The 22730-nt window shown below is 43.9% G+C and carries 22 protein-coding genes and 2 tRNA genes; 4 read left to right on the top strand and 20 right to left on the bottom strand.

The window, feature by feature from the left end; all coding sequences use genetic code 11:
• Positions 1-14: 14 nt before the first annotated feature.
• The 4 genes from lon to tig form a co-directional block, all read right to left on the bottom strand.
• Complete coding sequence (gene lon, locus EUBREC_RS04415; RefSeq protein ID WP_012741854.1) at positions 15-2327, bottom strand: endopeptidase La; 2313 nt, start codon at positions 2325-2327, stop codon at positions 15-17.
• 96 nt (positions 2328-2423) lie between these two features.
• Positions 2424-3695 carry an ATP-dependent Clp protease ATP-binding subunit ClpX gene (gene clpX / locus EUBREC_RS04410; RefSeq protein ID WP_012741853.1) on the bottom strand — a complete coding sequence of 424 codons (1272 nt, stop codon included), beginning with the start codon at positions 3693-3695 and terminating at the stop codon, positions 2424-2426.
• A gap of 68 nt (positions 3696-3763) precedes the next feature.
• On the bottom strand, positions 3764-4345 hold the full coding sequence (clpP, locus tag EUBREC_RS04405; RefSeq protein ID WP_012741852.1) for an ATP-dependent Clp endopeptidase proteolytic subunit ClpP: 582 nt from the start codon (positions 4343-4345) through the stop codon (positions 3764-3766).
• 86 nt (positions 4346-4431) lie between these two features.
• Positions 4432-5763 (bottom strand): trigger factor, encoded by a 1332-nt coding sequence (gene tig / locus EUBREC_RS04400; protein ID WP_012741851.1) that lies wholly within the window; start codon positions 5761-5763, stop codon positions 4432-4434.
• Between the two features lie 267 nt (positions 5764-6030).
• On the opposite strand from tig, the gene EUBREC_RS04395 reads away from it, so the two are divergent.
• On the top strand, positions 6031-6231 hold the full coding sequence (locus tag EUBREC_RS04395) for an alpha/beta-type small acid-soluble spore protein (RefSeq protein WP_012741850.1): 201 nt from the start codon (positions 6031-6033) through the stop codon (positions 6229-6231).
• Positions 6232-6343: 112 nt separating this feature from the next.
• On the opposite strand, the gene EUBREC_RS04390 is transcribed toward EUBREC_RS04395, so the two are convergent.
• On the bottom strand, positions 6344-6889 hold the full coding sequence (locus tag EUBREC_RS04390) for a DJ-1 family glyoxalase III (protein WP_012741849.1): 546 nt from the start codon (positions 6887-6889) through the stop codon (positions 6344-6346).
• Between the two features lie 189 nt (positions 6890-7078).
• Between EUBREC_RS04390 and EUBREC_RS04385 the strand changes: the two genes are divergently transcribed.
• The gene (locus EUBREC_RS04385) at positions 7079-7531 is read left to right on the top strand and encodes a CYTH domain-containing protein (protein ID WP_012741848.1); all 453 of its coding nucleotides are present in this window, start codon (positions 7079-7081) and stop codon (positions 7529-7531) included.
• Here the strand turns inward: EUBREC_RS04385 and EUBREC_RS04380 are convergent.
• The 8 genes from EUBREC_RS04380 to EUBREC_RS04345 form a co-directional block, all read right to left on the bottom strand.
• On the bottom strand, positions 7504-8094 hold the full coding sequence (locus EUBREC_RS04380) for a DUF1653 domain-containing protein (protein WP_041253923.1): 591 nt from the start codon (positions 8092-8094) through the stop codon (positions 7504-7506). The two genes, EUBREC_RS04385 and EUBREC_RS04380, sit on opposite strands and share 28 nt — an antisense overlap.
• Positions 8095-8118: 24 nt before the next feature.
• Complete coding sequence (locus EUBREC_RS04375) at positions 8119-8721, bottom strand: hypothetical protein (RefSeq protein ID WP_012741846.1); 603 nt, start codon at positions 8719-8721, stop codon at positions 8119-8121.
• 33 nt (positions 8722-8754) lie between these two features.
• Complete coding sequence (locus EUBREC_RS04370) at positions 8755-9528, bottom strand: hypothetical protein (RefSeq protein WP_012741845.1); 774 nt, start codon at positions 9526-9528, stop codon at positions 8755-8757.
• Positions 9529-9742: 214 nt separating this feature from the next.
• Positions 9743-11440, bottom strand: coding sequence for a peptide ABC transporter substrate-binding protein (locus EUBREC_RS04365; RefSeq protein WP_012741844.1), 1698 nt, complete (start codon positions 11438-11440; stop codon positions 9743-9745).
• Between the two features lie 91 nt (positions 11441-11531).
• Positions 11532-12524, bottom strand: a complete 993-nt coding sequence (locus EUBREC_RS04360) for an ABC transporter ATP-binding protein (protein ID WP_012741843.1) — start codon at positions 12522-12524, stop codon at positions 11532-11534.
• Positions 12517-13521 (bottom strand): ABC transporter ATP-binding protein, encoded by a 1005-nt coding sequence (locus EUBREC_RS04355; protein WP_012741842.1) that lies wholly within the window; start codon positions 13519-13521, stop codon positions 12517-12519. The genes EUBREC_RS04360 and EUBREC_RS04355 overlap by 8 nt, the downstream gene beginning before the upstream one ends.
• Positions 13522-13536: 15 nt before the next feature.
• Positions 13537-14595 (bottom strand): ABC transporter permease, encoded by a 1059-nt coding sequence (locus tag EUBREC_RS04350; RefSeq protein WP_012741841.1) that lies wholly within the window; start codon positions 14593-14595, stop codon positions 13537-13539.
• 12 nt (positions 14596-14607) lie between these two features.
• A complete protein-coding gene (locus tag EUBREC_RS04345) occupies positions 14608-15519 on the bottom strand; it encodes an ABC transporter permease (protein ID WP_015516849.1) in 912 nt (303 codons plus the stop codon).
• A gap of 464 nt (positions 15520-15983) precedes the next feature.
• Between EUBREC_RS04345 and EUBREC_RS04340 the strand changes: the two genes are divergently transcribed.
• Positions 15984-16319, top strand: a complete 336-nt coding sequence (locus EUBREC_RS04340) for a hypothetical protein (protein WP_012741838.1) — start codon at positions 15984-15986, stop codon at positions 16317-16319.
• A gap of 56 nt (positions 16320-16375) precedes the next feature.
• Positions 16376-16449: transfer RNA gene (locus EUBREC_RS04335), tRNA-Ile, on the top strand.
• Between the two features lie 62 nt (positions 16450-16511).
• Here the strand turns inward: EUBREC_RS04335 and EUBREC_RS04330 are convergent.
• The 7 genes from EUBREC_RS04330 to EUBREC_RS04300 form a co-directional block, all read right to left on the bottom strand.
• Positions 16512-17552, bottom strand: a complete 1041-nt coding sequence (locus EUBREC_RS04330) for a DUF3878 family protein (RefSeq protein WP_012741837.1) — start codon at positions 17550-17552, stop codon at positions 16512-16514.
• An 83-nt stretch (positions 17553-17635) separates the two neighbouring features.
• Positions 17636-17715: transfer RNA gene (locus EUBREC_RS04325), tRNA-Leu, on the bottom strand.
• Positions 17716-17783: 68 nt separating this feature from the next.
• On the bottom strand, positions 17784-18731 hold the full coding sequence (locus EUBREC_RS04320; RefSeq protein WP_012741836.1) for a sensor histidine kinase: 948 nt from the start codon (positions 18729-18731) through the stop codon (positions 17784-17786).
• Positions 18732-18755: 24 nt separating this feature from the next.
• Positions 18756-19658: an ABC transporter permease gene (locus tag EUBREC_RS04315; protein ID WP_012741835.1), complete on the bottom strand. Its 903-nt coding sequence runs from the start codon at positions 19656-19658 to the stop codon at positions 18756-18758.
• Positions 19651-20568, bottom strand: a complete 918-nt coding sequence (locus tag EUBREC_RS04310; RefSeq protein ID WP_012741834.1) for an ABC transporter ATP-binding protein — start codon at positions 20566-20568, stop codon at positions 19651-19653. The genes EUBREC_RS04315 and EUBREC_RS04310 overlap by 8 nt, the downstream gene beginning before the upstream one ends.
• A gap of 110 nt (positions 20569-20678) precedes the next feature.
• Positions 20679-21464, bottom strand: coding sequence for a response regulator transcription factor (locus EUBREC_RS04305; RefSeq protein WP_041253919.1), 786 nt, complete (start codon positions 21462-21464; stop codon positions 20679-20681).
• Positions 21465-21652: 188 nt separating this feature from the next.
• A complete protein-coding gene (locus EUBREC_RS04300; protein ID WP_012741832.1) occupies positions 21653-22696 on the bottom strand; it encodes an N-acetylmuramoyl-L-alanine amidase in 1044 nt (347 codons plus the stop codon).
• Between the last annotated feature and the right edge of the window lie 34 nt (positions 22697-22730).

The raw sequence follows: 22730 nt of genomic DNA, 5'->3' as shown, positions 1-22730 counted from the left end.
TCTCTTCCTCATTCTTATTTTACAAATGCTATCTTCTCCACCTGTGAAAATCTCTCCACCGGCACGATTTCCATGCCGTCTGTTATTTCTTTTGAAATCTCCTCCAGGTCCTTTTCATTATCCTTTGGAATACATACTGTTTTTATTCCGATTACTTTGGCTGCAAGCAGCTTTTCCTTGAGTCCTCCTATCGGAAGCACCCTGCCGCGCAGTGTTATCTCGCCTGTCATGGCTACATCTGCCCTGACAGCTCTGTCTGTAATGGCTGAGAGCATGGCTGTCGCCATAGTGATGCCTGCAGATGGTCCGTCCTTTGGCACTGCGCCCTCCGGGATATGTATATGGATATCATGCTTCGTGTAAAACTCTGCATCAATGCCATATCCTTCGCTTATTGAGCGCACATAGCTAAGTGCCGCCTGTGCCGACTCCTTCATCACGTCGCCAAGCTTACCGGTGAGCACGAGCTCACCCTTGCCCGGCAGCACATTCACCTCAACCTCGAGTGTAACTCCGCCCACGCTGGTCCATGCCAGGCCTCTAACGATTCCAACCTCTGCGTGATCATTTTTCTTCTCCGGACTGTACTTCGGATTGCCCAGATACGTCTTAAGATTGGTCTTTGTAACCTTTACAGCAGCTTCGCTGTCCTTGAAGATTTCCCTGGCAGCCTTGCGGCACAGCTTGCCGATAGTCCTCTCAAGGCTTCTGACTCCGGCCTCTCTGGTGTACAGCCTGATGATATCCTTTAAAGCACCATCTGTTATCGTAAGCTGTTCCTTTTTAATTCCGTTTTTGCTCTTTTGCTTCTCAACCAGGTGTTCCTTTGCTATGTGAAATTTCTCATTTTCAGTGTAGCTTGACACCTCGATAAGCTCCATCCTGTCAAGAAGTGGCTTTGGAATACCTGAAACCTCATTTGCCGTTGCAATAAAAAGCACCTCCGACAAATCCACAGGCATCTCGATGTAATGATCCCTGAATCTGCAGTTCTGCTCACTGTCAAGCACCTCGAGAAGAGCGGCTGATGTGTCACCCTTGTAGTCACTTGACACCTTATCTATCTCATCCAACAGCATGAGAGGATTTGAAACGCCTGCCTGTCTTAAGCCATTTACTATACGGCCCGGCATAGCGCCGATATATGTCTTTCTGTGTCCACGGATTTCTGCCTCATCGCGCACACCACCAAGAGAAATACGCACATATTTCTTCTCCAGTGCAGACGCAATTGAACGGGCTATGCTTGTCTTTCCTGTTCCCGGAGGACCTACAAGACAAATTATAGGACTCTCTCCCTTGCTTGTCAGATTTCTGACTGCCAGAAACTCAAGTATTCTCTCCTTAACATCCTTTAATCCGTAGTGATCATCATCCAGCACCTGTGCTGCATGGTCAAGATCCTTGTTGTCCACAGACATCTTGTTCCACGGAAGCTCAAGTACTGTCTCTATATAGCCTCTCTCAACTGTGCTCTCTGATGAGCTGCTGCTCATATTTCTAAAGCGCTTTATCTCTTTTTTCGTCTTTTCCTTTACGTAGTCAGGCGCATCTAACTCAGATAGCTTTTTCTCATATTCATCAGCCTCCGAGTCAGCATTCTCGCCCAGCTCCTCACGTATCACACCAAGCTGTTCACGAAGCACATACTCCTTCTGATGCTTGTCCACACGAACCTTTACTTTTTTCTGAAGCTCATTCTTTATGGAAATAACCTCCACCTGGGAGAGAAGTAATGATACTATAACCTGATATCTGTCATTGATATCCTCTGCCTCAAGCACCTGCTGCTTAAGCTCATATGACACCGGCAGATTGTTGGTTACATAATCAATGAGCTTTTCAAGATCCTCATACTGATCTATCTGTCTGATAAGCTCCTTGCTGATTTTGCCGACGACTGCCGCATATCTGTGAAAAGCCTCTCTGACTCCGAGAAGCATGGCTTCCCTGAGATCCTCCGGCAGGCTGTCTGCATTACTATCACAATAACAGATTTCTGCCTCAAGGTACTTCTCATTACCGGTAAAGCCAAGCAATGCTGCCCGGCTTATTCCATCTACGAGTATTCTCACAACATCATTCTGTAATCTGACAACCTGCTTTATATCAGCAACAATACCCATCTGATAGAGGTCTTCCTGAGTCGGGTCCTCACTGTCCACATTCCTTTGTGTGACAAGATAAATCTTTTGATCCTGCTCCATAGCCTCCTCAACAGCACGAAGGGAGCGCTCTCTGCTGATGTCGAAATGGGCAATCATCCCCGGCAGAATAGTAAGCCCTCTCAGCGCTACTGCAGGCATATTCATAATCTGTTCTTCCACTTATATCTCCTGTATTATTGCACAGCCATGCATAACAAACCGCTGTGCAATTTATATTATCCGATGCTGTATCTTTTGTAAAATACCGCCATGTACTTACGATGCCGCTTTTTCCTCGATATATGCCTCAGGCACGCAATCACCATCAAGCTTTAAGTTTTCCTCAACTGTATCCTTGTCGATTACGCACTTGCTGATGCTCTTGTCTGATGGTATACGATACATAAGGTCAAGCATAACAGCCTCCATGATGGCACGAAGTCCTCTGGCTCCTGTCTTTCTCTCAAGTGCCTTGTCAGCGATGGCATTTACTGCATCGTCTGTGAACTCAAGACCTACTCCGTCAAGTTCAAAAAGCTTGGTGTACTGCTTGATAAGCGAGTTCTTAGGCTCCTTAAGTATACGGATAAGTGCATCCCTGTCGAGTGCCTCGAGAGAAACGGTAATAGGTACACGTCCGATAAACTCAGGAATCAATCCAAACTTTACAAAATCCTGTGGAAGTGCATGCTTAAACGCCTCTCCTACATTGAGCTCTGTCTTTGACTTTACATCTGAATTGAAGCCTATAGATGATGTATCCATACGACTGTCGATAATTTTTTCCAGACCATCAAATGCTCCACCGCAGATAAAAAGTATATTAGTAGTATCAATAGGAATAAGCTCCTGCTGCGGATGCTTTCTTCCGCCCTGTGGCGGTACAGATGCTTCTGTGCCCTCAAGAATCTTTAAAAGAGCCTGCTGTACACCCTCGCCTGACACATCTCTGGTGATTGAGACATTCTCTGATTTCTTTGTAATTTTATCTATCTCATCTATATAAATGATACCATGCTCTGCACGCTCGATATCATAATCTGCCGCCTGAATAAGCTTTAATAGGATATTCTCCACATCCTCACCTACGTATCCTGCCTCTGTAAGTGTTGTAGCATCAGCGATAGCAAATGGAACATTTATCACTCTGGCAAGTGTCTGCGCAAGAAGTGTCTTTCCTGAGCCTGTAGGTCCAAGCATGAGAATATTACTCTTCTGAAGCTCTACATCTGATGTATCACCTGCCAGAACTCTCTTATAGTGATTGTAAACAGCAACCGAAAGCACCTTCTTTGCCTGGTCCTGTCCTATTACATAATCGTCCAGAAACGCCTTAAGCTCCTCCGGAGTAACAAGATTTATATCATCCTTAGCGCTGCTTTTGTCCTCATGGCCATCTACGCCTTCTTCCTCAAGAATCTCGGCACATATATCTATACACTCATCGCAGATAAAAGCTCCATTAGGTCCGGAAATCAAACGATTTACCTGGTCCTGTGTCTTACCGCAAAATGAGCAGCGAATCTTTCCGTCGTTTTTTCCTGCCATTATTAACTCCTTTTATTGCATGAGGGCATCCCATATGGGGTACCCTCTTAAATTCATCTAACTTCTGATTATCTGTTTGTTATTACACTGTCTATGAGACCATACTCTGCGGCTTCCTGTGCTGACATATAGTTGTCTCGCTCTGTATCAGCTGCAATTGTCTCGTATGGCTTGCCTGTATTGGCTGCTAAAATTTCGTTTAATCTCTTCTTTGTCTTTAAAATATTTTCTGCAGCAATCTGAATCTCAGTAGCCTGACCCTTTGCACCGCCAGATGGCTGATGAATCATAATCTCTGCATTTGGAAGAGCATATCTCTTGCCCTTTGCACCGCCTGCAAGAAGGAAAGCTCCCATGCTTGCTGCAAGACCGATACAGATTGTTGAAACATCACACTTGATGTACTGCATAGTATCGTAAATAGCAAGTCCTGCTGTAACCATTCCACCCGGTGAATTGATGTAAAGGTGGATATCCTTATTCGGATCCTCGGACTCAAGGAATAAAAGCTGGGCAACAACAAGGCTGGCTGTTGTCTCATTTACTTCCTCTCCAAGGAAAATGATACGATCTTTTAATAATCTGGAGTAAATGTCGTAGTTGCGCTCTCCTCTGCTGGTCTGTTCAATGACATATGGTACTAAACTCATATAAAATACCTCCTTTATAAAAGCTCAAAAGACCGGCTCAGAAAATAGGCTTCTGAGCCAGTCAATCAAATCTTGATTCAAAAATCTTATTCTTCTGTAGACTCTTCTGCATCAGCCTTTTTCTTTGCCTTTGCACGCTCTTTAACGTTGTCCATGATAAGATCTACGGCCTTTGTGATAGCAATGTCTTTCTTCATAGACTCCTTCTCAGCATCTCCCATGTACTCTTTAAGCTTATCAGCCTCCATGCCGTATGCCTTAGCCATCTTCTCTACCTCAGCATCGATATCTGCATCAGTAACCTCGATGTTTTCCTCCTTGGCAATCTGCTCAAGTACAAGGCTGCTCTGGATACGTGTTGTAGCCTCAGGACGAACCTGATCCTTAAGCTGGTCAACTGTCATGCCTGAGAACTGTAAGTACTGCTCCATTGTAAGACCGCTCTGTGCGATTCTCTGAGCGAACTCCTCAACCATTGTCTCACACTGTGTCTCAATCATTGCCTCAGGAAGATCCATCTTTGACTTGTCGATAATCTTCTGGATAGCCTCATCCTCTTTAGTCTTCTTAGCTTCTGTCTCTTTCTTCTCTGTGAGGTTCTTTTTGATTTCCTCTTTGTACTCAGCTAATGTATCAACACCTGCTGCATCCTGTGCAAACTCATCATCAAGCTCTGGAAGCTCCTTAGCCTTGATCTCGTTGATCTTAACCTTGAATGTAGCCGGCTTTCCTGCAAGGTCTTCTGCCTGATACTTCTCAGGGAATGTTACATTGACCTCAACCTCATCGCCTGTGTTCTTTCCTACTAACTGATCCTCGAATGTATCGATGAATGTGTGTGAACCAATCTCTAATGGATGATTCTCACCCTTTCCACCCTCGAAAGCTACTCCGTCAACAAATCCCTCAAAGTCGATAACTGCTGTATCTCCCTCTGCTACAGGACGATCTGTAACTGTAACTGTTCTTGCATTTTTGTTTCTCTGGTTCTCAAGCTCAGCGTCAACCTCTTCATCAGAAACTGATGTGTCGATCTTTGTAACTGTAACGCCCATGTACTTACCAAGAGTAACCTCAGGTCTTACAGCAACCTCTGCTGTGTAGATGAAAGGCTGTCCCTTCTCAATCTGAGTAACCTCAACTGTTGGGCGTGAAACAATGTCAACACCGCTCTCGTCAACTGCACCTGCGTATGTCTGCTGCATAAGAATGTTTGCTGCATCCTCGTAGAACACACCTGCTCCATACATTTTCTCAATCATAGCTCTTGGCACTTTTCCTTTACGGAATCCAGGTACACTAATCTGTTTCTTCTGCTTCTGATATGCAGAATCCAATGCTTTCTCTAATTCCTCAGCTGCTACCTCAATAGTAAGCTTCGCCATATTATGCTCTAAATTCTCAACCTGTACACTCATGTCAATCGTTATCCTCCTTAAAAATATATATGAATGGTATGTACATCAAATGTAATGTGGGCATGCTTTTTAAACTGCTAAGCCCAGTCATTGGATGATTATAACACAACAAATCCACTATTTCCAGTGTTTTTTACATTAAATTTGCTTTTGTGTATAATTCCATAAATTGTCAGCAATACCAAAACATATTTTTGTCATTTTACGGCATAATATTTCCATACACATACAGCTTGTGTATAACGTTTTAAAAGGAGGTATTGCATTATGGCAGCATCAAGTAGTAAAAAGGCTTCTGTACCGGAGGCAAAAGAGGCTATGAGCCGTTTCAAGGAAGAGGTTGCTTCAGAGCTTGGAGTTCCTTTAAAAGAGGGCTACAACGGTGACCTTACTTCTAAGCAGGCCGGTTCAATCGGTGGCGAGATGGTCAAGCAGATGATCATGAAGCAGGAGCAGCAGATGAAATAAGCTCTGCAATAGCAGGCTTCAAATGTACGCTTCAAATGCAAGCATAAAAAGAGGCCGCGCACCATGGGGTTTGGTGTGTGACCTCTTTTGTTATAATACAGGGCTTGCCGGTCTAGTATACCAGTCCCTGTCGAATATGCTCTACTGTGGCATCGTCTGTGAAGTATCTGACAAGCTCGAGTGCAAACGCAATAGCTGTTCCCATTCCACGACTTGTAATCACATTGCCGTCCACAACTACAGGCTGCTCAAGCCACTGTGCACCGAGCAGCTTTTCCTCAAAACCCGGATGACAGGTAGCTTTTTTGCCCTCAAGTATATGATTCTCACCGAGCACGCTAGGCGCTGCACATATCGCTGCAACAAGCTTTCCCTCAGCGGCGAATCTCTTAATTGTCTTTACTACGGTCTCATCAGCACCGAGGTTTAATGTACCCGGCATGCCTCCCGGCAGTACGATTGCATCGTAGCTGTCAAAATCAGCCTGTGCCTTTGTGGTATCTGTCTTAAATGTCACCTGATGAGAGCTTGTCACCTCGGCTTTTTCCGTGATTGATATGGTTTCAATCTCAAGCTTTGCTCTTCTAACTATATCGACTACTGTAAGTCCTTCAATCTCCTCACAGCCGTCTGCCATAAAAATTCCTACTTTAATCATATTTTTCTCCTTTATTTTTCTTTGATAATACTATGATACCTTTTGACCCTTTAATCATACTATAAAAAGCTGCGGTTCGTCCTTGAATTTTTAAATACCGGTCATTATAATCATATATAAATGATATGAGGGTAAAACAAAAGTATAAACCGTAACTATAAATCTACCAGTAACCTGAAAGGATATACCATGGAAATCGAAAGAAAATACTTACTTAAACAGCTTCCTTCCAATTTAGACAGCTACGCGAGCAAAAAAATCGCCCAGGGCTATCTGTGCACCTCGCCTGTTGTCAGAGTCAGACGCTCAAATGACAGCTATTATATGACCTACAAGGGAGCCGGTCTTATGGTGCGCGAGGAGTACAATCTTCCTCTCACAAAAGAAGCCTACGACCATCTTGTCCAAAAGATTGACGGTCGTCTCATCGAAAAGACACGCTATCTCATACCTCTTGACGGTGGTCTGACCGCAGAGCTTGATGTATTTGAGGGTGATCTGGCTCCTCTTACACTCGTGGAGGTTGAATTCGACTCTGTCGACGCAGCAAATGAATTCACAGCGCCTGACTGGTTTGGCGAGGATGTCACTGAATCCGGCAAATATCACAACAGCTATCTGAGCCGATTGGAAAATTCATAGTACTGCCTGGTCTTTATCGTATTCTTTAAATCATCATACCGCTTTTGCAATGGGCCCTCAGGAACTACAACATCCATAACCACCGCTATGTCATCTATAAGGCGGTCGGTTATGATATCCCTCATTGAAATAAGTATATTGTACTTCTCTTCAAAGGTATCCGCATCAAGGAACTCCAGCAAACGCGGATCCGGTGCCTGGCCTTCATCTGCATCCGGTGCCGGCTCATAACATGCCTGTGTCTGAACACTCACAGCTTCAGGTGCATTAGCTGCAATCGCATTAGTGCTCAAAGAGATACTCTTTCCCGACATATCCTCCGGCTTATCCTTAAGTGTGATCTTCTCAAATCTGTATTTCTGCTTCACATCAGGATATTTCTCATGGTCCACCTCGCTTACAAACATGTCGAGTGGTCTGGCGTATATCCCAAAATCATCATATAAAGCCTGATAAATCACAAGCTTTTCCCCTGTCTCTGAATGTGTCGCCACTGTAACTATCTGATACAGCTTATTCTTAAAGTGCCTGTAAAGCTCTCCGGGCTTTGGTGTTCTGTCCATCATTTCTGCCTCTTTTCATATTATTTAAAAGTTGTTAATCATGTCTAAGCCTTCCCCAAGGAAATCTCTCTCAAACTCCAGATTGCCACTGTATCCCATGGCAATCAGATCCTCAACACTGCCAAACATGCTCTGTGTCTCAGCCTCTATAATCTTTGCACCGTCTGCCGCTTTGGTATGCAGTGTCTGGCAGTTTCTTGAGTGCTCCTGAGCCATCCTCTGCTGTGCCTCGCTATGTCCGTGCATAGCCTCAAGCTCTTTTTGTGTCGTATCATCCGCAAAGCGTGCGTTATTTTTCACGGCCCTCTGCACTATATCCGGATTGCTCTGCTGTACTCTCTGCTGTGGCTGTACTCTCTGCTGTGGCTGTACTCTCTGCTGCATCCGTGGTCTCTGAGGCTGCTGTACTCTCTGCTGCATCTGTGGCTGTGATTTCTGCTGACATGTCTGGTTCAATGCATTCATACCCGACTGAACTGTATTCTGCATGCTGTTCCATATCTGCTGTATCTGCTTCTGCTGCGGTCTCGGTTTGTTTGGCTGCGTGTTTTTACTGCCTGCGCTCTTTGATTTTTTGTTAATGTAAAAAACAGCTCCTAAGATAATTGCCCAAATTATAACATCCATATTCTGCTCCTTTATCAATCTGCATTTTCTATGTCAATCCCTGAATATCCTGCACATATCGCGCAGTATGTATTCTGCTGTCTGTTCCGGCTCCCATTGCTTTGTAACACCCACAAGCAGCGGATTAAGCTCCGACAGTATCCTTGCCGTGCGCCGGTCTGTCGTGCCCTCATACTTATCGTTTATGGCCTCAGCCTGCTTCACACATGCCTCAAGCTGCTTTAATATATCCTTCCAGAACTCCTCGTAATATATCTCATGCACTCTCTTAGTCTTTTGTGTGAAATTTAGCTCTGCAAGCTCTTTGTTGCTGTGCCCCAGATAGAAATATGACAGAGCAAACAAATCAGGCTTTTTCCTTTCAAGCCCCTCATTTGTCAGGTGTATCAGATTCTCTATCTCACTCTGTAAAATGATACCGTTGTCAAAGGATGACAGATATCTCTCCCCCTGCTTTACAACAGAGTCCAGAGTCGTGTGAAAATCCGTGTCCACCTTGCTGATTAAAAATTCATCGTCAAACATGCCGCTTTTCGCTTTGCAAGCCTTTATCAGCTCTCCAAAGTGCTTCCGGTCTGTTCCTGTGAGCTCACAATACCCGATAACTTGTTGCTCAAGCTCCTTTAAATCTGAAAGCAGACTGCTTAAGCCTGTCTTCACGCCATAATAGCGCTTTGCAACACCGGAGGAATTCTTTTTGGTTTTGACATACAACTTAAGCCAGCTGTTGACCACTGTCATGTCGGCACCCGCCGTATCCATCGCTGACTTAAATTTCTTTTCCGTATCACTTAGTCCTAAAATCATCACACACCCTCAAACATCATTCTAAAACTATATAATAACAATTCTACACCATTATCATATTTTTTTAAAGAGCCTTTTTTCGCTCTGAAAAGCCCACTTTAAACGCAAAAAAAGGAAGCCATACAATAGCTGTATGACTTCCTATATACTCTGCATGTTATTCGCATCGTCGTGCGAATGGCACGAGCGGCTTTGTTATGATAGCAAAATCAGATTAACGACCGAACTGCATATCGTTGTTACCTGATTTTGTTGTGAACATCTCAAGCATGTTGATTGGATCGTTGTAATCCATAAGCCATCCCTCACGGGCGAAATCAAACTGTCCGTCCTTACGGCTGTTAAGGAATACGTTCCACTCCTGCTGCTCAACCTTTAAGTTGATACCTACCTTTGAAAGATCTGCCTGAATAGCCTCACCAATCTTTACATTTGACTCTGAGTTGTTTACAAGGTATGAGAACTCGACAGTCTGGTTTACCTGACCTGTGCTCTCATCTAATAATCCGATAGAAGCAAGAAGCTCTTTAGCCTCCTCAAAGTTCTTATCGTAATCTGTGCCGTAGTAATCTTTGTTCTTGAACTCGCCACCGTTACCATCTGTAACGCCCTCTGGGATAAATGTTGTGGCAATCTTCTGTCCGCCCTGGGCGATTGTATCGATAATGTACTGACGATCGATAAGAAGACAGATTGCTTTTCTGAATACCTTAGCCTGGTCAGCATCTAATCCAAGTTCTGAGTAGAGCTTAGAGTTAATGTTGAAGCCTACGTAGTATGTTCCAAGGTTGTCAACTGTGTAGAACTCGCTTGTCTTCTTAGCTGCCTCAATCTCGGCTGTAGGAACTGTATCGATGAAATCAAGGTCACCGTTCTGGTAAGCTGTGTAAGCTGAAACATCATCAGATGTAAGCATTACGTTCATCTCATCAACTGTTACATTGTCAGCATCCCAATAGTTAGGATTCTTAACATATGTCATGCTTGAATCATGCTTCCACTCCTTGAGTGTGAATGCACCGTTTGTAACGAACTTGTCGCTTGCATCGTTTGCCCAGTCATCATTTCCCTCTACTGACTTCTGGTTTACAGGGAAGAAGAATGGGAATGCACATAAGTCAAGGAAGTATGGTGTAACTGCTTTAAGCTTGACAGTAAGAGTCTTTCCATCATCAGAAGCTACTACATCATCAGCAGCAAGACCCTTTGTATCATCATATCCTGCGAATACTGCGCAAAGGTAGCTGTAATCTGCAGCTGTCTTAGGATCTGCAGCTCTCCTCCAAGACCACTCGAAATCCTTTGCAGTAAGCTCATCACCGTTTGACCACTTAAGACCGTCACGCATTGTGAATGTGTATGTGAGGCCATCCTCAGAAACCTCATAGCTCTCTGCACATGCAGGCTCAAGCTTGCCCTCAGCGTTGTAACGCATAAGACCCTCAAAGCTGTTTACTGCAAGACATCCGCCGTCAACAGTACTGTTTAATGCAGGATCGATATGATCAGGCTCTGATGCCATGAAGATGTTTAACTTTCCGGCATTCTTTGTGTTCTTTGCATTGTAGAAGTATTTCATACCCTCTACTGTTGAGTATACGTCTGTGACATAATCCTTGAGCATATACTGGTCATTGTAGTAGTAAAGTGGAATAACACACCATGTATCCATAAGCATATCCTCTGCCTGGTGCATCATCTCTGCACGCTTTGCAAGATCTGCTTCTGTACGGATAGATTCTACTAACTCATCATAGCCTGTCCAGTCTACGCCTGCTGATACAGCAGTATGAGAAGTGCCGTTAGCAGATGTGTCGTTAGTAGATATTTTGCCCTCGCTCTTGCTTCCACAAGCAGTCATGCCAAGTGCCATAGCTGCAACAAGAGTAAGTGCTACTAATCTCTTTTTCATCTTTCTTCCTCCTAATTAATTAATATGAAAAATAAATTTATGTTAGAACCGGCACATGTGGCTTAAGCTATATGCCGGTAAAAACCTTATATTAGCGGTTGAAGCATGCAACCATATGTCCGTTTCCTCTGTCTGTAAGCTCCGGACGTGCTGCTGCACACTGTTCTGTCGCATATTTACAACGCGAACGGAATGGACAGCCGCTAGGCATGCGAAGAGGCGAAGGAACATCTCCCTCAAGCACGATTCGCTTGCTGTGTCTGGCAGTCTCAGGATCCGGGATCGGAACCGCTGAAAGCAACGACTGTGTGTACGGATGGATTGGATTGTCCATCAGCTCATCCGCATCTGCAAGCTCCATCATATGACCTAAGTACATAACAGCTATTCTATCAGAGATATGCTGCACTACAAGCAGATCGTGCGCTATAAACAGGTATGATAACCCTCTCTCCTTCTGCAGATCCTCAAACATGTTGACTACCTGAGCCTGAATTGAAACATCAAGTGCCGATACCGGCTCATCACATACGATAAACTTCGGATCTACTGCAAGCGCTCTTGCTATTCCGATACGCTGTCTCTGTCCACCCGAAAACTCATGTGCATAACGTGTGGCATGGTCTGCGTTTAGTCCAACTGTCTCCATGAGATCCATAATCATCTCATGGCGCTCTTTCTTGCTATTATAGAGCTTGTGCACATCGAGAGGCTCTCCGATGATATCCTCAACCGTCATACGAGGGTTGAGTGATGAATACGGATCCTGGAATACCATCTGCATCTGCTTACGGTAAGGATGCATATTCACATCTATCTTCTTCTCACTGTCAAACAAAACATTGCCGTCGAACTCAATGCGTCCAGCTGTCGGCTGGTACAGACGTAAAAGAGTACGTCCTACGGTTGTCTTTCCACAGCCTGACTCGCCAACAAGTCCAAGCGTCTCACCCGGCTTTATGGCAAATGACACATCATCGACTGCCTTTAATTCCATCTTTTTAAATCCGTCATGAACAGGGAAATACTGCTTCAAATGGTCTACCTTGAGCAGGTACTCGTTGTTATTTGTCTCATTACTCATTTGATTTTCCCTCCTCCATCATATTCTTAATATTCATCCAGCATGATGCGAGATGATCCTCTCCAACCCAGATTTCCTCCGGCTTTTCGGTGAGACATATCTTCATAGCGGCATCACAGCGAGGGCAGAATGCACAACCATCTGGCATGTTGAGCATATTGATTGGTGTGCCTCCGATAGGAACAAGCCTGGTTTTTGAATTGGTCTTTGTAGGGATTGAACGAAGCAGTCCCTTTGTGTACTCATGCGCCGGGCTGTAGAATATGGCATCTGCTGTTCCTCTCTCACACACACGGCCGCCGTACATAACTATGATCTCATCACACATTGAAGCAATGACACCCAGATCATGTGTAACCATGATGATGGCCATGCCGAGCTTTTCCTGCAATGACTGCATAAGCTCAAGAATCTGTGCCTGGATAGTCACATCAAGAGCTGTTGTCGGCTCATCTGCGATAAGGATATCCGGCTCACAGGCTAATGCCATAGCTATCATGACACGCTGTCTCATACCACCGGAAAGCTCATGAGGGTACTGATTTACACGCTTCTCAGGCTCATTAACGCCTACAAGTGTGAGCATCTCTATAGCACGCTCTTTTGCTTCCTTCTTTGTACGGTCTGTGTGAAGAAGCACTGCCTCCTCAAGCTGGTAGCCTACCGTAAATACCGGATTAAGCGATGTCATAGGATCCTGGAAAATGATTGAACAGCATTTTCCTCTGAAATCTGCCATTTTCTTTTTGTTCCATTTGGTGATATCCTCACCCTTATATTTTACTGAGCCGCCTGTGATGGCACCATTCTCAGCAAGAATCTGCATGATTGAATATGCTGTAACTGACTTTCCTGATCCTGACTCTCCTACGATTCCAAGAGTCTTTCCCGGCTCAAGCTTAAAGCTGACACCGTTTACAGCTGATACGTCTCCGTTATCGGTCTTGAAGGTAGTGTGCAGATCAGATACTTCAAGAACAAACTTATTATCTTCCATCTTACTCACTCCTTACTATTTCGATAATTTAGGGTCAAATGCATCTCTTAAGCCGTCACCGATAAGATTCAATGTAAGAACAATGATACAAATCGTAAGCGCCGGAAAAATAAGACGCAATGGGTAGCTCTGGAGTCCGCCACGCGCTGTATTTGCCAACGAACCAAGTGAAGGCATAGGAGCCGAAACACCAAGTCCGATAAATGACAGATAACTCTCAGTAAAGATGGCTGATGGTATCTGAAGCGCTGTAGTAATGATGATTACTGACAGACAGTTCGGTAAAATGTGTTTTCTGATAGTGCGGGCTGATGATGTTCCGATACACTTTGCTGCGAGAATGTACTCATTCTGCTTAATGGTAAGAATCTGACCTCTTATAAGTCTTGCCATTCCTACCCAGTAAAGCAATCCAAACACTATGAAAAGTGCAATCATGTTGACACCGAGCTTTGAAAGCACTGTACCCTTTATTACAGGTGTCAGCACCTCATTTAATACAACTGCGAGTAAAATGATGAGCAGCATATCCGGCAATGAATAAATGATATCTACTATTCTCATCATAACCATATCTACCTTGCCACCGCAGAAGCCTGATACGGAACCGTAAATGATACCGATTATAAGCACAAGCAGTGATGCAAACACACCGACTCCCAGCGAAACACGAGCTCCGTAAACAACACGGATAAAATAGTCTCTTCCGAGCTCATCTGTGCCAAAAATGTGCGGGAACAGCTTCTCACCTGCATCAATCTGTGCCTGCTCAGCATCGCTGTACTGGAAAGGTCCTAAGTTCTGTGCACCCTTAACGATATCTGCATAGCCGTAAGGCACAATCTTTGGTGCCAGAAGAATAACCAAAATAAGTAAAACCAAAACTATAATAGAACCCATAGCCAGTGGATTTTTACGGAGTCTCTTAAGACCATCCTTAAAGAAGGTAGTTGACTCACCCATAACCTCCTGCTGGCGTTTCTCTTCATCTGATGCCTTGGCAAAATCCTTCATATTGAACTTGCTAAGGTCAATCTGTGTGGAGAAAGGAGCTCTCTTCATATTATCTTTCATCTTTATCTCTCCTTAATCAAGCTTAATACGTGGATCAATCACTTTGTATACAATATCTGTAATGAGGTTCGCGCCTACCATGATGACAGCAAGGAAAAGTGTTGTGGCCATAATCATTGTGTAATCACGGTTTGTGATACAGCTTACGAACTTGGAACCGAGTCCTCCGATATTGAAAATACTCTCAATAACCATTGAACCTGTGAGGATACCACCAATCATAGGTCCCACATATGTGATGACCGGAATGAGCGCATTACGAAGCGCATGTACAAATATAATCTTGTACTGATGTACACCCTTGGCCTTTGCCGTACGGATGTAATCCTGTCCGAGTGCATCAAGCATTGAAGTCTTTGTAAGTCTTGTAATATATGCCATCGGTGAAAGTGACAGTGACAGCACCGGAAGTAATATCATGTTGCTTCCTGAGCTGAAAGCCTGCACCACGCCAAGCTTTATACAGAAGAAATAAAGTAATAACGTAGCGATGACAAATGACGGCATCGACGTAATCAGTGTGACGAAGAATACTATAACTCGATCCGGCCACCTGTTTCGCATCAGCGCTGCTATCGAACCGAGCACCACTCCGAATACTATCGCAGTGAGCGCCGCTAAGAGTCCAAGCTTCGCTGAAATCGGGAAGCTCTCCCCGATGATATCTGAGATCGGACGGTCTGTCTTAAGACTAACACCGAAATCTCCGTGCAGCACGCCTGCCATGTAATTCTTGTACTGGACTATAAGTGGCTGATCCAGTCCGTAGCGTGCCTCAAGCTCTTTCATTACCGCCGGACTCTTTGCCTTCTCCGAATTGAATGGACCACCCGGAATTGCATTCATGGCAAAGAATGTAATAAGACTGATAATGAAGATTGTAAAAATAGCGAGAATAACTCTCTTTACAATGTACTTACCCATATTTTTCTCTCCCTCTTGGATTTGTATCGATAATGCATTATTTTGATTTTTTAAAGCATTATCACTGCACCACGTCAAAGTATTTTGTCTAATACGCAAAAAAGTGCGAATGACGTCATTGTCATTACACACTCCCTAATCTTGCTGTCTGATACAACTGTCGTTCTGACGCGAACAATTCTTTTTTATTATACACATAAATCATGCTTTGTCAATTGGATATATTTTCCTATATTGTTTTCATTTCTGCATAAAAATTAGTCATTTTTTTATAATACTCATTAATAAGGGTAATTTATGTAGCTCATAAGCATTATTTATACATTTTTATTCATTTTTATTTTTGCATTAATATATTAATTTTCAGTGCATGATTACTTTGAATTGTTAAGTACTGGCGTTATTCTGGCATTAAACGGATATTTGGTGTATAATTACATATCATATATATCAAGGAGCCACCTATGCTTACATACGACGATGCACTCAATCTCAACTACTATAAAAAAACAACCTTTACCGGCTGGATGAACGGCATGCGCTTTCTCATAAAGCGTGAGGAGCCTGTCATCAAGGAAGCCACAGAGGATACACCCGAAGAAAAGGGTGAGCCAATATTTCATGCATGGATATGGCCGGGGCCGTATATTTTTGACCTGACCGACGACAGCAAAAAAACTGACAATACCTTTCCATTTACAGATGACGGTAAAAAACAGTGTGTAGACTGGATTAATGAAGTTATCAGTGCGCACTCAAACGAATATCCGAAAAATAAAACAGATGGAGAAAACCTCTAAAAAACTCTTGACTTCTCACCAAAAATATTGTAGTATACGTTTTGTGCAAAACACAAGGGCTTGTAGCTCAGCCGGTTAGAGCGCACGCCTGATAAGCGTGAGGTCGGAAGTTCGAGTCTTCTCAAGCCCATCCTTGTAATAAGCGTATTATGAAAGCCACGGATTGCTCCGTGGCTTTTGTTTTATGTGTATCTACACCTGCACAATGCGTCCGTGTCTGCCTATTCCTTTAAAAAATCCCGCATTTATTCCATCATACTTTTTGGCACTGCACTCAGAAACCATGAGCTGCTGCTTATATTTGTAATCATCCCACTCGAGAATTGCTGTGACGTAGGGCTGTTCCTCCATTACACGCACAGTCGTATTTTTCTTTGAAAACACAGGGTATTTTCCGGTGTATCCCTTTTGAAGCAGCTCCTTTTCAAGCGCTTTACGCTTTTCTTTTATGCGTTCATTTATCTGATTTCCGTAATTTCTCTCAGGATAATCCTTTGATGCCTTTATCACAAGCTTATAAATATACTGATAAAGCGGTACTCTTTTTGCATCGGCTAAATGTCTGCTCAAAAGCTTTTCCGTTTTCTCACATGGATTTGCCCTGTAGCGTGCAATGAGCTTAAGATAATCAATGTCCGAAACCTCCCTGCAAAGCTCCTCCATAATGTCTATTCCCTCTACACGGGCCGGAAAATGATACTCCATCAAATCGCCAGGTACCGGTGTCCATCTGCGAAACGGTGCAAAGTAAATAAGGCTCTGTATAAAGCATTCTGTCTCGTTGCAGTATTCCTTTCCCATGTACATATACTTATCAGCGATTGTTCCTACCATATATACAAGCATGCGCCACTGCTCCTGTCCCTTTACCCAGAAATGTCCTATTTCATGGTATTTAAAGCATGCCTCATGCACATGCAAATTATCAAACCAGAGTGTGATCACATTGTCCTGTTGGTGCAGAATGAGTCCATAACCTTTTTCACTTCCTAAAACCAACGATGCCGAAATGATTTCTTCCTCACTCTGATAATCGCCCTTTAACACTGCATTTTCCACAGTCAGATAGCATTCCACCGCGTCATTCATGATATATGGGATTATATATTTGTCATCACTTCTGCATATATCAAATGAACCGTAATCAAAGAGTTCTGCGAGCATGTAAAATGCGCGTGGCATATTCTCTTTTAAGCCGGGAAGTGCTTTTACTAAATCCTTGTAAGCCTGCATTGTGGTATCCTTTCGTATAGGAAAAATGATAAAAAAATAAGAATTTCAGAAGTAATAAAAACCTCTGAAACCCTTGTAAATAGTACGGGCAACAGGACTTGAACCTGCACGGTCTCCCACTAGAACCTAAATCTAGCGCGTCTGCCAATTCCGCCATGCCCGCAAACACTTTGACAGTATATCATTTTGTTTCATGTGTGTCAATATTATTTATCACATTACAAAAGTGAACTATTCACATTCAAACAGTATTTCCACAACAAACCTCTTCCCCTCAAGCCTTGCTTCAATACTCCCGCCCATTCTCTCCACAAGTTCCTTTGCAATCGAAAGCCCAAGCCCGCTCGATGATATGCTCCTAGCCTCATCGGCTTTGTAAAAACGCTCAAACACCTTGTCCACGTCTATATCATCAGGATTTTTTACATCATTTGAAATCAAAATATGGACAATCCTATTTTTTGAAGTACGCTCGTCATCTGAAGCCCTGCAATTGCACGAATCCTGTTGCTTCATCTGTATGCAGATGCTCTTCTGCCCATGCACCAGTGCATTTTTTATCACATTCTGAAACACCCGCCTGAGCGCCTGCACATTTGCAGTGATAAATATCGTGTCCTCACATATATCAAGTGACGGCTCAATGCCCTGCTTTTTCCACTCCTCATAATACGAAAACACTGTCTGCTTTAAAAGTCTGCTGACACAGCAATTAGACAGCTCTAGCTTGAAGCTGTCATTTTTAAGCTTTGTGAACATGAAAAGCTCCTCGAGCATATCCTTAAGGCTTGTGATGCGCTCCTGTATGATATCTATATAATGCTCCTGCGCGCTCTTGTCAGTCTCATCCCTAAGCAGCTGAAAATAGCCGTCCAGCGAGGTAAGCGGAGTGCGGATATCGTGCGACAGGTTTGTGTACGTGTCAGATATCATCTGCTCCTTTTTCGCTGCTGCCTCACGTTGCCTGTGCCATTGCTCTAAAAATCTGTTTATGCGCTCCTTAAGCCTTCCGATATCAGCCATGTTGGTATCGGTTAAAAGGAGCATATTTGTATCCTTTTCGCATAAAAAATCAAGCTGTTCGTTAATGTCACGAAGCTGTGCCCTTATTTTTACGAGCACAGCTATTAAGACAGCTACCGAAACTGCAAGTATTACAGTCAGTATTTTCCAAATCATGTTTTATTCCTCATTCAAAACACATTATATATCCCTGCGTTTAAATACACCGTACACTGCAATCAGTGACACCACTGCCCACACAGCGGCTACCGCAAATGCACCGCCTACTGTCTTTGCAGACGCACTCAGATCAAGCTCAGAAATCTGATTAACAATAAGGTAATCATTTATATCAAAGTTCTTTACTCCGATTTTTTCAATAAGTATATTGATTCCACTGAAAATGAGTGTAAAGATACCTGTACACATGCACACAGCGATAATCATGCTGATTACATTGTTTTTTATAATGATTGCCATTGCCATGACAAAATATACAAATAAAAGTGTGACCACATACTGGCTGCCAAGCATCTTAAATAAGTCTGCTGCATCTCCGAATTCTGCTCCATGTAAAAACAGCGGTGTCGCAATACACTGGACAATCACATCAAGTGCCATGGCCACAAAGGTAAATACCGAAAGCGCTATCATCTTTGAAAACAGCAACACTCCACGGCACTTCACCTGTCCGCCTACGCTCTTTATATAGCCGCTGTTTAGGTCTGCTGTTGAGAAGAGCACCGTAAATATTGCAAGTAAAAGTGCCAGGTCAAGACCCGCTATATCGCTTTCAACCATATCGGCTATGGTCGGTACCTCATCTGACATGTCGGATTCATCCATTTCAAGCCCGACTGTTGCCGTTGGTCCATTTGACGATTCCGCTGATGCTGTATCGTATTCATCTGCTATCTCACTGTCTGACTCACTTACCATAGTGACATCATCAGTTGTTTCCACGATGCTCTCTGTCGCCATGCTTCTGACAAGAGCTGTCATACCGCTCATAGCTATTGCGAGTGCCATAGCTATTACAAGTATAACATAAGCTGACTTTGTATGTATCAGTCTGTAAATATCCATTCTTACCGCATTAAACATTTGTCGCACCTCCTGTGATACTAAGGAAATATGTCTCAAGCTCCATTCCTGTGACCGCTAGCTGTGCCACCGAAACTCCTGCTGTGACCAGCGCTGTATTTAAGGCGGCGCTATCATTCAGGCGCTCATAGACATCTATATGATTTTTGTCCACTATCATGTAGTGCACAAAGCCCATCTTATCGAGCACAGGCACTGCTTTATTTGGATTGTCCACTGTCAGTGTAATCTTCTCACTGCACTTGGAAAGCAGCTCCTCTCTGGTAATTTCCTGAAGCAGGGCTCCATTATTTATAATGCCGTAATCTGTGGCAAGCTTTGAAAGCTCCTCCAATATATGGCTAGAAATAAACACAGTCATATCCTGCTGTGCACACAGATTCTGAATCGTATCACGCACCTCTGCAATTCCCTGTGGATCAAGTCCGTTGATAGGCTCATCAAGCACTAAAAGGTCAGGCTCTCCAACCAGCGCCATGCCGATTCCAAGCCTCTGCTTCATACCAAGTGAAAAATTCTTTGTCTTTTTCTTTCCCACATTTAACAGACCTACCTTATCAAGTATGCCCTCTGCATAGCCCTTTTTACTGATGCCGAAGAGACGGCACTTCATCTCGATATTTTCCTTCGCCGTCATGTTTGGATATACACCCGGTGCCTCAATCAGGCAGCCCACTCTTGAGCGTACCTTTGACAAATCCTTTCCAGCGTATCCAAACATGGATATCTCTCCGCTTGTCGGCTTTGCCAGACCACCGATCATTCTCATACAGGTAGTCTTGCCGGCACCGTTTCTGCCGATAAATCCATAGATTGCACCCTTTTTGATGTGGATATCCACATTGTCAACTGCCTTCTGGTGACCATACTGCTTGGTCAGTGCCTTTGTCTGCAATAATATTTCACTCACAATCAAATCTCCTTTTCTTTTTTCCTTAGCAACCCTTTAATCATAATATAAATGTAAAATCCTAATACATCGCTAACAAAAAGTAAAAAAAGAGTAAAGCTTGTTTACCTTTACTCTTTCATTTTGTAGCCTATGCCCCACACTGTCTCTATGTACTCGTCATCGGTCAGCTTTTTTATCTTCTTTCTGATATTGCTGATGTGCACATCAAGAGTCTTTGTCTCGCCCATGTACGGCTCATCCCAGGCATATTCAAATATGTCCTCCTTGGCAAACACCTGTCTGGGATGCGCCATGAGAAGCTCAAGTATGGCAAACTCCTGCTTTGTGATGCCGTCAACAGCATTATCAGCTACATAAAGCTGTCTTGAAATCCGATCGAGCACAAGCTGTCTGTGCTCTATTTTAACGGGTCCCGCTATGTATGTATTTGCAGTATCTCCCTGTCCGGTATCATTTTCTGCTTTTGTCTGATTTTCTCCTGCCTTGCCCGACTTTGAAGGCACATCTGCCACCGCATGACGCAGCTGCACAGTCACTCTGGCAACGACCTCCTTTATCTCAAACGGCTTTGTGATGTAATCATCAGCGCCTGCCACGAGCAGATTGATTTTCTCATCCAGCTCATCCTTTGCCGTAAGGATTATCACCGGAAGTGACGCATCCATCTGCCGTATCCGCGCCAGAAGCTCCTCCCCTGAAAGCCCCGGAAGCATCAGATCCAATAGCACAAGCGCATAAGCTTCCCTGTCCAGCTTAAGCAAAAGCTCTCCCTCTGTGCCTGACCATGCCTGTCTTGTTCTATATCCGGCTTTTGAAAGCGCTGTCGCAAGCAGATCATTAATGTCCTTGTCATCCTCTATTATGAGTATCTCCCCGGATTTGTTGTCTGTCATAATATTCCCTTTCTCTATCTGTTGTACCACTTCTATAATAACACCTCTATACTGACAAAATCATGCCGGACGCATTTATCTCACTATGCGTCCTATTCATTTGAATCCGCTATTCAGTTGTTTTTGCAAACTTTAGTTTAGTGCAAATCCAAAACCAAAACAAAAAATCAACTGCAACTCTTTATATTCTAGAAATATCCCTCGACTCCCTGCACCAGTCCGTCTGCCAGATTTTCAAGTGTGGCATCGCTGTGGTCAGAGCATGCGTTGCCAAGCTCTACATCCACTGATGGTACCGTGCTGTATGAGGTCTGTGTCAAGTCTATCGCCATTGAGCCATTACCGTTTATCTTTGCTCCGTGGGCGCGCAGTCCTTCTATCAGGCTTGCCCCAAGTGCATCATGCTGCTGCCAGTGTGATGCAACCGGCTCCATACCCTTTATGCCGCCCGGCACTGATATGTAAAAGCAGCCCTTATCATAGCTTAGTCCGTCACCATCCCAGTGCAGCGCAATATGACAGTCTGCCGCATTATTACAGATGACAGTACGTGCTACGTTATCAAGCTGTACATCGCTTCCGTCTCTTACCATAAGCACATCATAGCCTGCCGCAAGCAGCTTGTCCTTTAATATCTGCGCCATACGGAGTGTGACAGAACTCTCCGGTGTACCGTCATTAAAGGACATACCACCTGAAACTGCTACTGCTTTTGTTGCGCCTGCGCCTGTTGTACCACCTGTGGTCTTTGCCGAGCCGTCCGGATGACAAAGTGTCTTCACCGAAGTTCCTCCGCTTGTACCGTGTCCGGCATTGACACCTACAACTATATTTTTGCGGTTTGCTGTAGCCTTGTACATGACCGCACAGCCTGAATTTATCGCTGAATGGTCTGCATACTGCCATGAAGGATTTAGTGATACTGATTCTCCATTCTCATAGGATGCTCTTTCTACATACTGATAAGAGGAATTATTATCACCTGAATTGTTCTGCTCCTCGTCCGGCTGTTCGGCAGTCTGTTCTTCCTGCTGTGCTTCTGTCTGCTGCGTGTCTTTTACAGCCTCTGTTACCACCTCTGTCACGGCTTCCGTTTCCGTAGGCATCTCAACCTTCTCTGCAGCCTGTGTCTCTGTTGCAGGCTCTGTCGGTGTATCCTGTGCTTTTTTGCCGCATGATGCGAGGGTAAATATCATCATGCCTGTAAGTAATATTGCTGTAAATCTTTTCATTTAATAAAGCTCCATTTTCTTTTTCTTACATTAT

Origin of the sequence: Agathobacter rectalis ATCC 33656, from assembly GCF_000020605.1 — a bacterium.
In the GTDB taxonomy this organism is placed as follows: Bacteria; Bacillota; Clostridia; order Lachnospirales; family Lachnospiraceae; genus Roseburia; species Roseburia rectalis.
Note: the sequence above shows the minus strand (reverse complement) of the source record. Positions and strands in the feature narration are given on the sequence as shown.